Origin of the sequence: Paenibacillus sp. FSL R7-277, from assembly GCF_000517965.1 — a bacterium.
In the GTDB taxonomy this organism is placed as follows: Bacteria; Bacillota; Bacilli; order Paenibacillales; family Paenibacillaceae; genus Paenibacillus_AQ; species Paenibacillus_AQ silagei.
Genome location: NZ_ASPX01000055.1, coordinates 115,759 through 129,114, shown reverse-complemented (window position 1 = coordinate 129,114; position 13,356 = coordinate 115,759). Strand labels below are relative to the sequence as shown.

The 13,356-nt window shown below is 47.9% G+C and carries 13 protein-coding genes; all 13 read left to right on the top strand.

From position 1 onward, the window contains the following. Positions 1–2 precede the first annotated feature (2 nt). The 13 genes from C173_RS17515 (at position 3) to C173_RS17455 (ending at position 13,307) form a co-directional block, all read left to right on the top strand. The gene (locus C173_RS17515; RefSeq protein WP_036726858.1) at positions 3–1,289 is read left to right on the top strand and encodes an ABC transporter ATP-binding protein; all 1,287 of its coding nucleotides are present in this window, start codon (positions 3–5) and stop codon (positions 1,287–1,289) included. Continuing rightward, positions 1,276–1,668: a GNAT family N-acetyltransferase gene (locus C173_RS17510; protein ID WP_036726856.1), complete on the top strand. Its 393-nt coding sequence runs from the start codon at positions 1,276–1,278 to the stop codon at positions 1,666–1,668. Before C173_RS17515 ends, C173_RS17510 begins: the two co-directional genes overlap by 14 nt. A 179-nt stretch (positions 1,669–1,847) precedes the next feature. Beyond that, positions 1,848–3,587, top strand: coding sequence for an ABC transporter ATP-binding protein (locus C173_RS17505; protein ID WP_036726855.1), 1,740 nt, complete (start codon positions 1,848–1,850; stop codon positions 3,585–3,587). 149 nt (positions 3,588–3,736) lie between these two features. Then, positions 3,737–4,483, top strand: a complete 747-nt coding sequence (locus C173_RS17500) for an SDR family NAD(P)-dependent oxidoreductase (RefSeq protein WP_036726853.1) — start codon at positions 3,737–3,739, stop codon at positions 4,481–4,483. Between the two features lie 45 nt (positions 4,484–4,528). Then, a complete protein-coding gene (locus C173_RS17495; RefSeq protein ID WP_036726851.1) occupies positions 4,529–4,876 on the top strand; it encodes a winged helix-turn-helix transcriptional regulator in 348 nt (115 codons plus the stop codon). 388 nt (positions 4,877–5,264) lie between these two features. Further along, the gene (locus C173_RS17490) at positions 5,265–6,101 is read left to right on the top strand and encodes a class I SAM-dependent methyltransferase (protein WP_036726850.1); all 837 of its coding nucleotides are present in this window, start codon (positions 5,265–5,267) and stop codon (positions 6,099–6,101) included. 113 nt (positions 6,102–6,214) lie between these two features. Beyond that, the gene (locus tag C173_RS17485; RefSeq protein ID WP_036726977.1) at positions 6,215–7,225 is read left to right on the top strand and encodes a hypothetical protein; all 1,011 of its coding nucleotides are present in this window, start codon (positions 6,215–6,217) and stop codon (positions 7,223–7,225) included. Positions 7,226–7,248: 23 nt separating this feature from the next. After that, positions 7,249–7,551 carry a MazG-like family protein gene (locus C173_RS17480; protein ID WP_200869562.1) on the top strand — a complete coding sequence of 101 codons (303 nt, stop codon included), beginning with the start codon at positions 7,249–7,251 and terminating at the stop codon, positions 7,549–7,551. Between the two features lie 101 nt (positions 7,552–7,652). Beyond that, the gene (locus tag C173_RS17475) at positions 7,653–7,841 is read left to right on the top strand and encodes a hypothetical protein (protein WP_036726849.1); all 189 of its coding nucleotides are present in this window, start codon (positions 7,653–7,655) and stop codon (positions 7,839–7,841) included. 114 nt (positions 7,842–7,955) lie between these two features. Further along, a complete protein-coding gene (locus C173_RS17470; RefSeq protein ID WP_036726848.1) occupies positions 7,956–9,512 on the top strand; it encodes a glycine betaine uptake BCCT transporter in 1,557 nt (518 codons plus the stop codon). A 312-nt stretch (positions 9,513–9,824) separates the two neighbouring features. Beyond that, positions 9,825–10,772: an ABC transporter permease gene (locus C173_RS17465; RefSeq protein WP_036726841.1), complete on the top strand. Its 948-nt coding sequence runs from the start codon at positions 9,825–9,827 to the stop codon at positions 10,770–10,772. A 13-nt stretch (positions 10,773–10,785) separates the two neighbouring features. Further along, positions 10,786–11,655, top strand: coding sequence for a carbohydrate ABC transporter permease (locus tag C173_RS17460; protein ID WP_036726839.1), 870 nt, complete (start codon positions 10,786–10,788; stop codon positions 11,653–11,655). Positions 11,656–11,720: 65 nt separating this feature from the next. Continuing rightward, on the top strand, positions 11,721–13,307 hold the full coding sequence (locus C173_RS17455; RefSeq protein ID WP_036726837.1) for an extracellular solute-binding protein: 1,587 nt from the start codon (positions 11,721–11,723) through the stop codon (positions 13,305–13,307). Positions 13,308–13,356: the final 49 nt, after the last annotated feature.

Below are 13,356 nucleotides of genomic sequence, written 5' to 3'. Positions count from 1 at the left end.
ACATGACCAAAGTATTGATTGAATTAAAGCAAATCAGCAAACGTTATGATCAGCCGAAGCAGGCAAATGTGAGTATTATGGAGGATATTAATATCAATATTAAGGAGGGCGAGCTGATATCCATCCTGGGACCTTCAGGGTCAGGGAAGTCGACTCTTTTGCGAATCATTGCGGGACTTGTCCCTCCTTCACAGGGCACGGTGCTCTATAATGGACGGGAGATTGCCGGTACCAATCCGGGTGTGGGGATGGTATTCCAATCATTTGCATTGTTTCCTTGGCTTACAGTCCTGGAGAATGTGAAGCTGGGGCTGGAGAACAAACCTCTGCGCGAAGCCGACAAAATGCGTAAAGCCCTCTCGGTCATCGATATGATTGGGCTTGACGGATTTGAAGGAGCGTACCCCAAAGAATTGTCCGGAGGGATGCGCCAGCGTGTCGGTATCGGCCGGGCGCTCGTCATGGAGCCGGATATTCTCCTGATGGATGAGCCGTTCTCCGCCCTTGACGTATTGACCGCAGAGAACTTGAAGCGGGACCTGCTGGAATTATGGACGGAGAAGCAAATCCCTACCAAATGCATCATTATGGTCACCCACAGTATTGAGGAAGCCGTCTATATGTCGGACCGGGCCATCGTCCTCTCCAGAGACCCTGCCCGTGTAATCTCCGATATTCCCATTCCCATGGCGCACTGGAGGGATAAACAAGATCCGCAGTTCACATCGCTTGTGGACCAAATCTATTCCATACTGACCCAAAGGGAAGTGAAGCCTGCCGGTCCGGCCGAAGAAAAGCAAAATACCATCGAGAAAATACCACCGGTTCCGGCAGGCGCCCTCACAGGCTTCATTGAACTGATTGACGATCTGGGTCAACAAGTGGACTTGTACAAGCTGGCCGATCAATTAAGTCTGAAACTGGAAGATTTCCTGCCGATCGTCGAGGCGGTGGAAATGCTGCAATTTGCTGCGGTTCTGCATGGAGATATCGAGTTGACAGAGCCAGGACGCCAGTTTGCCAATGCAAGTGTTCTCTTCCGGAAGGAAATTTTTAAAGACCAGGTGCTGGAGCATGTTCCCATCATGGAGAAAATCATCTGGATTCTGCAATCGAAATCAAATAATAAAATGGAAGGAGCCTTTTTCGTGGAGATTTTCGAAAAGCATTTTGAGGCAGAGGAAGCCGCACTTCAACTGGATATCCTGATCGACTGGGGCCGGTACGCGGAACTGATTGCCTACGACAAAAAAGCAAAGGTGTTGTATCTGGAAAATGATTCAGATTAACTTGGACATTCGCGGAGAGGAGGTTCCCGGTTTAAGAGAAGCCGTGGGCTGGGCAAGAAGAGACTCTGACTATCCCGCCCTGTTTCAGCGGTGCAATTTCTGGGCGGGAGCCAGAGATCCCGCAGGCAGACTCATTGCCTTTGGCTACGTTGCCGGAACCGGCCTGGAGCACGGGTATATGGAGGACATTATCATCCATCCAGATTATCAGAGGCGTGGAGTGGGGCAGCAGCTTGTTAAGGAGCTTTTGAACGAGTCTATTCGACGCGGATTGACCATAGTAACCCTCACTTATAGCCGTAAGCATAAGGAATTCTATGAAAAGTGCGGCTTCTCGCCTACAGCGGCCGGGATTTGGAAAGCGGAGGAAGGAAAGTAATTCATACAAGAACTGAGAAGCCAACGATTCCTAGCGGACGCTGGCTTTTCCGCGTTTAGTTCCAAGTCTGAATTCTATAATATGTAAGGTGATTCACTATTATTAGGCAGGTTAATTCCATCTTCCCGATCCGTTATGCTTACATAAGCTGCGCTCTTTGAAGGAGGTTCTGCGGGCTTATGAATCCTACCCGAACGTTGATCAAGGAGATATTGTCTAATAGCAAGAGAATCCTTGTTATGATCCTAATCTTCAATATTTTAGCCGCATTCGTCTCGACTGTTCAGCCCCTCCTGTTCAAAGACCTATTCGATGACATCCTGCCTGACAAGCAGATCGGGACGGCTGCATTCTATATGCTCCTGCTAATTCTAATTCCCGTAATTTACGCCGCCTTGAACAGCGTCACCTCTTATTACAATAATGAGCTGGGCAACCATTTATCCAAGAATCTGCGCCTGCGGCTGTTCTCTGACGTACTTCAGACCCGGCCAAGAAACGTGGACAGCATCGGCAAGGGGGAGATCATTAACCGGATCACCTTGCAGGTGGGGATGCTATGTGAAATTTTCGTGGTTGACACCCTGATGGCCATGGTCTCGAATGCTATTCTGCTAATCGCTACCCTGTGGATCATGTTCTCGATGAGTACCGAGCTTACACTCGCAGCCATCCTCTCATTTCCTCTATGTATGTACGGCTTCAAGCGCTTCAGGAGTAAGACAGAGCGCCTGGATAAGCAGTATCATGGCATTTTGGATAAGGGCATCAACTATTTGAATGATTTCTTCACGAATCTGAAGGCGGTCCATAGGTGTAACGGACATCAGGCGGAGCAGAAACGCTGGAGGGAGTGGAATGACGAGGCGTGGAAGATATCCCGGCAGTCTAGGCTATTTCATCATGTGGTGTTAAATCTTGTCGCGGATACAGTTATCTCCTTAATTACCGGTATAATTTATGGCTATAGCCTGTACCTGATCCTGAAAGGCCGCATCTCACCAGGCACATTGCTGGCTTTCATTGTGATTCTTCCAAGACTGTATCAGATTTTCAAGTCGCTGTTTACGCTGAACATCGATAGGAGCCGCATGACGGTCATTATTAATAACCTGAATGACATCCTTGAACTGGAGAAAATTTCATCGGGAGCTACAGCTCCCGACTATCACAGTGTCCCCCTCCTGCAGCTGAGGAATGTCTCGTACCGGTACGCTCCAGCAGATTCTTTTGGGATCACGGACTTTAATTTGGACATTCAGCCCGGAGCCTTCGTGGGGATTGTTGGATTAAGCGGCTCAGGGAAATCTACGATATTCGAGCTAATCCACAGGTTCATTGAGCCGGATGAAGGGGAGATTTGCCTGGACGGCGTTCCGATCCAAGAACTGGAAATTCATGAACTAAGACGATATGTCGGCTATTCCCCGCAAAAGGGAGTTCTTTGGAACAAGTCCATTCTCGACAACATTATTTATCCATTAAAAAAGGAAGACATGAACGAAGAGACCTGGCGAAAATTCAGCACTGCTGTTGAGCTTGCCCATGTGGACCCATTTGTTCTAGCCATACCTGAGCAATATGAGAAGAAGGTGGCGGGCCACGGCGACAATCTCTCCGGCGGCGAGATCCAGCGGATTCTATTAGCACGGGCATTCATGAGTGAACCCCGGATTCTGATGCTGGATGAATACACCTCAGCTCTCGACGCCTTGACAGAGAGTGACTTGAACGACACCTTGTTGAGCCTAAAAGGGAAGCAGACGATCCTGGTGATTGCACACCGGCTGTCCACCGTGAAGAATGCAGATGTCATCCTGGTCGTGGATAAGGGAAGAATTGTTGAGCAAGGCAGTCCAGCCGAATTACTGGTCCAACAGGGAATGTATTACAAGATGGTGGAGAAGCAGAAAATTTAGCGCTTCAGCAGAATAACACAGCTTGCACCGCCTTAATTATCACCTTTTGGTGACTATATCACAAAAAAGTGGGTACTGTTTTTCTTGTAACTTTTCCCCCATACTAGCGTTCATAGGAACTACAAACCATAAAAGGAGTGTATAATAGTATGGGTAGATTTGATGGGAAAGTAGCAGTTGTAACCGGAGGGACAAGCGGCATCGGACTTGCGGCGGCACAGCAGTTCGTACAAGAAGGGGCTTACGTGTTTATCACAGGACGCAGACAGCGTGAGCTGGATGAAGCGGTACAGCAAATCGGTCAGAATGTTACAGGCGTTCAAGGTGACATCTCCAAGCTGGAAGATCTGGACACCTTATTCGATACCGTCAAGCGGGAAAAGGGACAGTTGGACATTCTGTTTGCCAATGCCGGACTAGGATCATTCCTGCCGTTAGGCGAAATTACGGAAGCCCACTACTACAAAACCTTTGATGTCAACGTGAAGGGAACTATTTTCACTGTTCAAAAGGCATTACCCTTGTTCCCTAACCAAAAAGGTTCCATTATCCTGACAGGCTCTACGGCCGGCTCAATGGGGGTACCCGCGTTCAGTATCTACGGCGCCTCTAAGGCAGCGATCAGACAGCTCGTCCGCAACTGGATTCTGGATACGAAAGGGACAGAGATTCGGATGAACGTCCTTAGTCCGGGTTCAGTCGTCACACCGGCGTACGATGAATTGTTCGGCTCCGAACTTGACAATTACCTGGAACAGGCCAAAACAGATGTCCCGCTCGGCAGAGTAGGGCAGGTAGAAGAGATCGCCAATGCAGTCATGTTCCTGGCCTCTGAGGAGAGCAGTTATTTGAACGGCATTGAATTATTCGCAGACGGTGGAGTGGCTCAAATCTAAATCAGCTTAACGTTTGTGTATCAACTCAGGAGATGATGGATTGTTATGAAAATCTTTCACTGTGAACTGGAAGTTACACTAGAGGTCATCGGAGGGAAGTGGAAGGGGCTTGTGCTGTACTATTTAATCCAAGGACCGATGCGTACAGGGGAACTGAAGCGGCTTGTTCATAATATTTCGCAAAAGATGCTGATCCAAACGCTTCGGGAGCTGGAGACGGACGGATTAATCCGCAGAACCATGTACAATCAAGTACCGCCTAAGGTGGAATACTCAATGACAGAGCTGGGTCAATCCCTCGAACCCGTTTTGAGACTGCTTTGTAATTGGGGAGGGGAATACGCAGAACAATCCTACGCTCCTGGCGAGATTAAGATTTTAAATTTGGAATAAGTATTGTTAATAAACTATAGTTCTAACTAGAGGAGCCTGCTGCCAGCAGGCTTCTTCTGCGTATATGCCGCTATACATCAGAGGAGGAGACATAATGACAGCAATAGACTACGCTAACCTATCCAAAGAAGGACAATGGGGTGACCAGGGGGACGTCTGGCGACGGCCGGAGACCCAAACTTCTCCGGAGTCACGGTAATCCCACACCGAGGAACTTTTGTTTGGGAACTTTAATTTGGAATATTTAGGATGTCAAATGAGCCGAGGCTTAGTATAATAGGTGCAGACGGATTCCAAGGAGGAGGTGGTTGTATGAGTGCAGGCGATATTAGCGACATTAGCGATATTACTCCGATTACCCAATTGAATATGAAAAGGAGAGGCTTTCATGAGCTACAACCCCGAAATCCCGAGAAGCCGGTATGACAACTATGGTGACCGTGAATGGACACGGCTTACGAAGGATGGGCCTGGCGAGCTTTTGTATCAGGTGCATCTGGACATTCTACAGCGCTATATCAAGCCTGGGGACCAAGTGTTGGAGATTGGTGCAGGTTCAGGCAGGTACACCAAAGATCTGGCTACCATGTGTTCTGAGTTGACCGTCGCTGATCTGTCCAGCCATCAGATTGAATTCAACAAGTCCAAAATGCAAGAGCTGTCCCTGGTGGACAGAATCAAGGCATACCATGTGCTAGATGTGCTGGATATGAGCGTGTTTGCAGATGCTTCTTTTGACTCAGTAGTATGTATTGGCGGTGTCATCAACTATCTCTTGGACAGAGAGGCGGATGGTATCCGGGAGCTGCTAAGAGTACTTAATCCGGGCGGCATCCTGATTGTCGGGTCGATGAGCTTCATCGGCGCTTCCATGTATTATCTCGAAGGCATCCGCTATGAGAAGGACCAGTTCGGGATCGATGCTACAAGATGGCTCATGAATACAGGGGTTCAGGACGAAGATCATTATCCAGTTCCCAGCAAGCATTACGTCCATATGATGAGGAGCTCTGAACTGGATGCTTTATTTGCACAGTTTCCGGTTAATATTCTGGAGAGAAGCTCTGCCGGACTATATACGCAAGCTGGAGATGCTGCCTTAGAGAACGCCCGGGCTGACCAGGAATTTTGGAAGCTGCTTGTCGAACAGGAGATCGCGTTCACCAAACTGCCGGGCACCCTTGATTGCGGCATGAATCTCATCTACGTGGTGCGGAAGCTATAAGGCTGCCGCTCAATAAGCATGACTTAATCAAAATCCCGTCTGCCACAAACAGGCGGGACTTTTTATATCCGAAGGAACGGGGGATCACGGAAATGGGAGTGTGGACTAGCTCAATGAATGGAGCACCTTGGACAAAAGGTAAAATGGATCAGGCGGTGAAGGAGCTCAGACAGCGGGCGCTTATTTCGTATGTCATCGATGTGGACAAGCTCCAGAATCTGCAGGAATTAGATCAGCATGTATTTGCCGAACGCCCGGATCTGGTCTTGTCAATTAGCCAAGCCGACAGGAAAGTGCGCTATTCCGAGGAATTGCTGCAAACCTTAGCGGAACTACAGCACATCACAGCCTTAGAGTTGAATCTGTTTCATAGTGTGGATCTGAGTGTGCTTGGCAAGTTGCAGCGACTGCAGTTTTTATCCATTTCGGCCAAAAAGCCGATAGACCTAAGCTTCCTCGCAAGCTTCAAGCAGCTACAATATCTCTCGATCCATGGGCAGTTTCAGGACTTAACGCCGATAGGCGATGCCGCCAGCCTGGATACCTTAATCTTGCGGACTACGATTCATGAGCTGGAATTTGTCCGCCGGTTAACGAACCTGCTGTGCCTCTTCATTCACGACTCCATCTTGAAAGGATCACTGGATGCGCTTGCAGATTCTACCGTCCCCATGCTGAGTCTGGCGGCTATCCGCAACTTAACGGAGGTGGATGCCCTGGAGTCCATGAGCAATCTTACATACCTGAACTTATCCTTGCCGAAGCTTGAGGCTTTGTGTGACTTTTCGAATATGCCGGGGCTTATACAGCTTGAACTCGATCAGATGAAATCCCTGGAGGATATTGACCCTTTATGGACCGCAACGCAGCTTGAAATGTTACAGCTAAGAGAGATTTCAACAGCCGTGACCGCGAAGGAGTTAGAGCCTGTGACCGCAATGAAGCATCTGAAGCAGATCGACTTCCAGTTCCTTGATCTCAAAAAAGGAAGGATCGCAGCCTTACGTGAGTCGTTTGCCCAGGCAGGCAAGAGCCATCTTCTGTATGAGAATATTGCCAAAGCCCAGCGAATCCAGCCCATGTCGTTAGTGCATTTACGCAAGCATATGGGATTAGATCAATAAATTAGCGGATAGGAGAGATAGCCATGATTGATTTAGCCCAACTCCAGAAGAGAGTATATCAGAATAAGCTTGAGAAGGGGTTCAATGTCACAGATATTTATCAGGAATTCTGTCTGACCCACGGGGAACTGTCTGAAGCCTGCGATGCTTACCGGAAGAAGAAAGACGACCTCGGCGAAGAGTTGGCTGACGTAGCCATCTACCTGATTGGACTGGCGGAGATTCTGGGGATTAACCTGGAAGAAGAGATCATGAACAAGCTCGAAAAAAATGAAAGCAGAGTCTATGAGAATAGGGATGGAGTGCTCATAAAAGTTAAGGACTAAAGCGCATTCTCCAATCTTCGTGCATAAGTACCCCGATAGTATGGAAAAACTTCTATAGTGCAGATAAACAGCATGAATAGATTTCTCAGGAGGTTAGCGTGATGACAACTCAGGACCCGAAGGAGCTTTTGAAGCTGAAGCATGAGCAGGACGAGGAGAAGAGACAGTTCACTAGCTTTGCCCGGGCTGTATCCGAAGATGGGGAAGTAGAAGCAGGTCAGGAATTCAGTCATGACCGGGTGCCTGACGACCAGAACCGTATGAAATCGGTGGAGAACAGACAGAACTGAGCAGGACCCTGACGGAAAAGTACAATGGATGGACCCCTCAGGAAGCCTTCCATGCTTTCCTGAGGTTTTTTTTGTTTATTATTGTATACATACACTACTCATGGAGGTTCATATATGGTTTTTATCATTTCAATTACTATCGTAGCGATTTTTGCCATATGGGGAGCAGTGGCGCCTGACCAGATGGCAAGTACCGCTAATGCCGCGTACACTTTCTCCATCCATAATTTCGGCTGGTTCTATTTGCTGGCGACTCTGTTCTTCTTGATCTTCACCTTCTATTTAGCCTTCAGCAGGTTCGGCAGTATCCGGTTGGGAGACGATGACGATGAACCGGAATATTCCACAGTCTCCTGGCTGTCGATGTTATTCAGCGCAGGAATGGGGATCGGGCTGGTCTACTGGGGAGTGGCTGAACCGCTGTCCCATTATTTATCTCCGCCGGAGGGCGTAACAGGAGGGACGACAGAAGCAGCACGGATCTCCATGCGCTATTCTTTTTTCCATTGGGGACTGCACCCATGGGCCATCTATGCCGTTATTGGATTGACGCTTGCTTATTTCCAGTTCCGCAAAGGGTACAAAGGCTTGATCAGCTCAGCTTTCATCCCTTTACTAGGGGAAAGGCTCGTTTCCGGCTGGCTGGGCAAGGCCATCGATATTTTGGCGGTGATTGCTACGATTTTTGGAGTAGCGACTTCGCTGGGTCTCGGGGCTCTGCAGATTAACGGAGGTCTGCATTATTTATTCGGACTTCCGAACACCGTAGCCGCTCAGATTGCAATTATTGCGGTTGTGACCGTGCTGTTCCTCATCTCCGCTACCAGCGGTCTGGACAAGGGTATCAAAATCCTCAGCAACACAAACCTGGTGATCGCCGTTCTTTTGATGCTGTTCGTATGGATGACGGGTCCGACCTCGTTTATCTTTGATACCTTTACCACCACATTAGGCAGTTACCTGCAAAACATCGTCAATATGAGCTTGAGGTTAACGCCTTTTTCCAAGGGAACCTGGGTAGGGGCGTGGACCTTATTCTATTGGGCCTGGTGGATTGCCTGGGCACCCTTTGTCGGAACATTCATTGCGAGGGTATCCAAAGGAAGAACAATCAAGGAATTTGTCATTTGTGTGCTGATTATACCGAGTCTGTTCGGTTTTATCTGGTTTTCGGTATTCGGGGGAACGGGCATACAAATGGAGCTCTTCGATGGTGTCCAGCTGGCTGAAGCCGTTAAAGGAGACACGACCACAGCCCTTTTCGTCATGCTGGAGCAATTGCCCTTAGGCACCATAGTATCGTTAATAGCTACGATCCTGATTATGATCTTCTTCATTACATCAGCCGACTCGGCTACCTTTGTACTGGGCATGCTGACGTCAGACGGCAAGCTGAATCCCAGCGCAAGAGTCAAATTAACCTGGGGAATTCTGCAATCCTCCATCGCTGTTGTGCTGCTGATTAGCGGCGGCTTGGGCGGCCTTCAGACCGCTTCCATTGTAGCTGCGCTGCCTTTTGCCATTGTTCTGATCGGCATGTGCTTCTCCCTGCTTAAAGCGCTCAAGGAGGAGGACAAAGAGCGCCGTCAACGGGAAAAACGCCAACGCCAACAGCTGAAGCAGCTGCTGGAAGAGCATGAGGCTATCCAAGCTAATGCGGATTCCATTTGACCCGATATTATCCTTATAACTAAAATTATAAAAAGGTGTGTGTTAAAGATCACAAAGGATAATCTAAGGATAGAAGCTAACAGAATGGAGCTAGTTGCAGAGAATTTATTAAAAAATTTCAGCGCGGTTAGCCTGAAATAATATACAATGGCTGAACCCTCAGGAACGCGATCCTAGCGTCCTGAGGTTTTTTTTCGTAAAGCCTCCATTCACAATTCAGATTAATATCTTATAAGAAATTCTAGAAATCACAGAAATTTATCCGGGCAGGGGGTGCTACTATACAACTATAAATAGAGACGAGGTGATGACATGCAAGCGAAATTGGCAGCGGACGCCATGCCCCTACCCCAAAAGCGGAACTCATGGATAAGAACGATAAAAAAGTATAAAGTGATGTACGCGCTCCTGTTCCCGGCGTTAGTTTATTTTGCCGTATTCAAATACATTCCTATGGCGGGAATCATTATTGCTTTTAAGAACTATAACCTGGCTTTGGGGCTATGGGACAGCCCGTGGGTGGGATTTAGAAATTTCACGGATTTTATGAACGGCGTTTATTTCTGGGACATCATGAGAAACACGATTATCATATCGCTGTATAAGCTGTTGTTCGGTTTCTCGGCTCCGGTCCTTCTGGCTTTGCTGCTGAATGAAGTGTATACCCAGTGGTTTAAGAAAATCGTACAAACGATCACTTATTTGCCCCATTTTCTGTCATGGGTCATTGTGTATGGAATGATGGTGGCTTTATTAGCCCCGGGGGATGGGCTGTTCAACATGATTTTGAAGGAGGCTGGAGTTGAACCCATCTCATTCCTGACAGAACCTGCCTGGGGCCGGCTGCTGATTATCTTATCTGAAATATGGAAGGATATTGGCTGGGGCGCGATATTGTACCTTGCCGCATTAGCAGGAATCGATCCAAGCTTATATGAAGCGGCCAGAATGGATGGCGCCTCCAAATGGAGACAGCTCTGGCATGTAACCCTTCCCGGCATCCGGGGAGTTATGATTCTGATGCTGATCCTCAAATTAAGCCATATTCTGGATGCCGGTTTTGACCAGATATTCATGTTTGCCAACAGCTTCAATCAGGAGAAGATCGACATTATTGACACATGGGTCTACCGTGAAGGGCTCGAGCGGCTGAAGATTGGCCTGGCTACGGCTGTGGGATTATTTAAAGCGGTCATCGGATTTGGTTTAGTGCTCGCGGCGAATAAGCTGGCCAAAAAATTCGATGGGCAAATCTGGTGAGGGGGTGATCCAAATGATCAATTTGACAACCGGGGAAAAAGTCTGGCAAGCAGTCGTTTATTTCATTCTTATTTTGCTGTCCTTGATGTGCTTACTGCCCTTTCTCTATGTGGTTGCTGTTTCAGTGACCCCGGAATCAGAAGTGTTAAGAAGAGGAATTGTGATTATACCAGAGACCTTTACCTTTCTAGCCTATAAAGAAGTATTCATTTCTCACGGGATCGGTCAGGCGTATAAAATCACCTTGTTTCGGACGATTGCAGGCACTGCGCTGAATGTGTTTTTTACGGTAATCGCGGCTTATCCCTTATCCAAAAAATATTTGCCGGGACGAAGCCCGTTCCTGCTATTCATTGTCTTCACCATGATGTTTGGGGGAGGATTAATTCCGACTTATTTATTAGTCCGCTCTCTGGGATTGCTGAACAGCCCATGGGTACTGATCATTCCACAGCTTATTAGTGCCTTTAATCTGGTCATCATCAAAGGTTTTTTCGAGCAATTGCCCGCAGAAATCGAGGAATCCGCGAGGGTGGACGGTGCAAGTGAGCTTCAGTCGTTATGGCGGATCATTTTACCCCTGTCACTGCCCGTCCTGTCCACAATTTCTTTGTTTTACGCAGTCGGGCATTGGAACAGTTACTTCGATGCGATTGTGTATATCAATGATTCGGGCCTAATGCCGCTTCAAGTGATTTTGCGCAACATCCTGCTTAACGTCGCCACACAAAGTGCGGATTCGCTTGCCAATTCCGGCACGGTTAGTACGTTCGCTGTGCAAATGGCTGCCGTTGTCGTGACTACGGTTCCGATTTTGATGGTCTACCCGTTTATGCAAAAGCATTTTACCAAAGGTGTGCTCTTGGGATCGGTTAAAGGTTAAAAGGCATTCCAACCTGAGTTGTTACGGGGAAACCGTGATAATATAGAAGCAAAGGAGAGGTCATTATGCAACGTAAAGCAATTACATTGGCTATGCTGACAGCAATAGTGGGTATGGGAACGGTATTGTCAGGATGTGGGGGACCCAAAGAGGAACCGCCGGCAGCATCGGGGAATTCAGAGGGCCAGCAGAGTCCCTTTGAAACCAAATTGAAGATTACGATGTTTAACCAGGGTACGTTCAATGCGGCTGCTCCGATTCCTCCACGTGAAGAAGATATTCAGCGCCAAATGCTGGAGGAAGCCGTAAACATTGACCTCGAAATGATGATTCCCCAATCCGGGCAAGCCACGACTAAATTAAATACGCTCATAGCCGGCGGAGATATTCCGGATTTGATCTTCTTGAAAAGCCGGGCGGATCTTGCGCAATATTATGATCAAGGCGTTCTTGCGGATCTGACACCGTATCTTGATCAATTTCCTGAATTGCAGAAACGTTTCAGCAGCGACTCCTGGGAGGCGGTGACCTATCAGGGACAAACCATTGGGGTTCCGGGTTATGATAATGTCAACGGTATCAGCCGAAGCTACTTCATCCGCCAGGATTGGCTGACAAAGCTGAATATGGAGGTGCCAACAACACCTGACGAGCTGTTTGAAGTTATGAAAGCCTTTACAGAGAAGGACCCGGACGGTAACGGCAAGAACGATACGTACGGATTCATCGGTGGTATGAATAAAGAAGGCAATCTGCAAACCTACGGCTTCGATAGTCTGATGTGGATGTTCGGTGTCAATCCTCCCTCAGCCATTGATGTGAAGGACAATGAACCGGTGTTCCTGTATACCGATCCCAAAATGAAAGAAGCGCTCGCTTATATCCATAAAATGATGGAAGCCAAAGTTGTAGATCCGGACTGGGTGACGATGAATACGCCCGATTTGCTCGACCAAAAGTTATTTAAGGGGAAAGTGGGCTTTATGATCAGAGACGCCCGCAGACTGGAGCCGGATTATCAGCAGAAAATGAAAGAAATCAGCGGAGAGGTGCCGGAATGGATCGTTATTCCTCCAATGACAGGTCCTTATGGTGATCAGATTGTAGAGAGAAAATCGTTCCAGGGCAATTCATGGGCCATCTCCAAGAAAGCGGATAAGGAGAAAATCATCCGGATCTTGTCCATGCTGAATTATTTCTTCACGGACCAAGAAGCCTATCCGAATTTTGCCTACGGGATCAAAGGGATTCATTGGGATGTGGTGGATGGTAAGATCAAAAATAAAACCTCCGAATTATCGAAGGACATGAAAGAAAAGTACCTCTGGGTCGATCATTACAGAATGCCGCGCCGCGGGGATGATGCGGAGTACTTCAGCTTCCAGAATCCCAAGACGGCAGAAGCGTTTGAGAACAATCAGAAATACGTGGCGCCCACGTTGCCCGGGAACTTATTAACTGAAGACCCGAACGATTCATTGGCAGCTGACCGCCAGCGTTACATTAATGAGAGCCTGGTCAAATTTATGACTGGCAAGGAACCACTTTCGAACTGGGACAATTTCCTAGATACATTGGAGACCAAGTTTGACATGCAGAGATATAGGGAGTCTGTAATCAAACAATTTAAGGAAGCAGGCTTAATCAAGTAAAAATTAAATGAAGAGAGCGGCTATCCATAGCCCTCTCTTTATTGTCATA

Excerpts from the sequence above, each read along its gene's own strand:
- C173_RS17505 (WP_036726855.1), top strand. The coding sequence starts at position 1,848 with ATGAATCCTACCCGAACGTTGATCAAGGAGATATTGTCTAATAGCAAG.
- C173_RS17485 (WP_036726977.1), top strand. The coding sequence starts at position 6,215 with ATGAATGGAGCACCTTGGACAAAAGGTAAAATGGATCAGGCGGTGAAG.
- C173_RS17510 (WP_036726856.1), top strand. The coding sequence starts at position 1,276 with ATGATTCAGATTAACTTGGACATTCGCGGAGAGGAGGTTCCCGGTTTA.
- C173_RS17500 (WP_036726853.1), top strand. The coding sequence starts at position 3,737 with ATGGGTAGATTTGATGGGAAAGTAGCAGTTGTAACCGGAGGGACAAGC.
- C173_RS17495 (WP_036726851.1), top strand. The coding sequence starts at position 4,529 with ATGAAAATCTTTCACTGTGAACTGGAAGTTACACTAGAGGTCATCGGA.
- C173_RS17455 (WP_036726837.1), top strand. The coding sequence starts at position 11,721 with ATGCAACGTAAAGCAATTACATTGGCTATGCTGACAGCAATAGTGGGT.
- C173_RS17460 (WP_036726839.1), top strand. The coding sequence starts at position 10,786 with ATGATCAATTTGACAACCGGGGAAAAAGTCTGGCAAGCAGTCGTTTAT.
- C173_RS17475 (WP_036726849.1), top strand. The coding sequence starts at position 7,653 with ATGACAACTCAGGACCCGAAGGAGCTTTTGAAGCTGAAGCATGAGCAG.
- C173_RS17490 (WP_036726850.1), top strand. The coding sequence starts at position 5,265 with ATGAGCTACAACCCCGAAATCCCGAGAAGCCGGTATGACAACTATGGT.
- C173_RS17515 (WP_036726858.1), top strand. The coding sequence starts at position 3 with ATGACCAAAGTATTGATTGAATTAAAGCAAATCAGCAAACGTTATGAT.
- C173_RS17465 (WP_036726841.1), top strand. The coding sequence starts at position 9,825 with ATGCAAGCGAAATTGGCAGCGGACGCCATGCCCCTACCCCAAAAGCGG.
- C173_RS17480 (WP_200869562.1), top strand. The coding sequence starts at position 7,249 with ATGATTGATTTAGCCCAACTCCAGAAGAGAGTATATCAGAATAAGCTT.
- C173_RS17470 (WP_036726848.1), top strand. The coding sequence starts at position 7,956 with ATGGTTTTTATCATTTCAATTACTATCGTAGCGATTTTTGCCATATGG.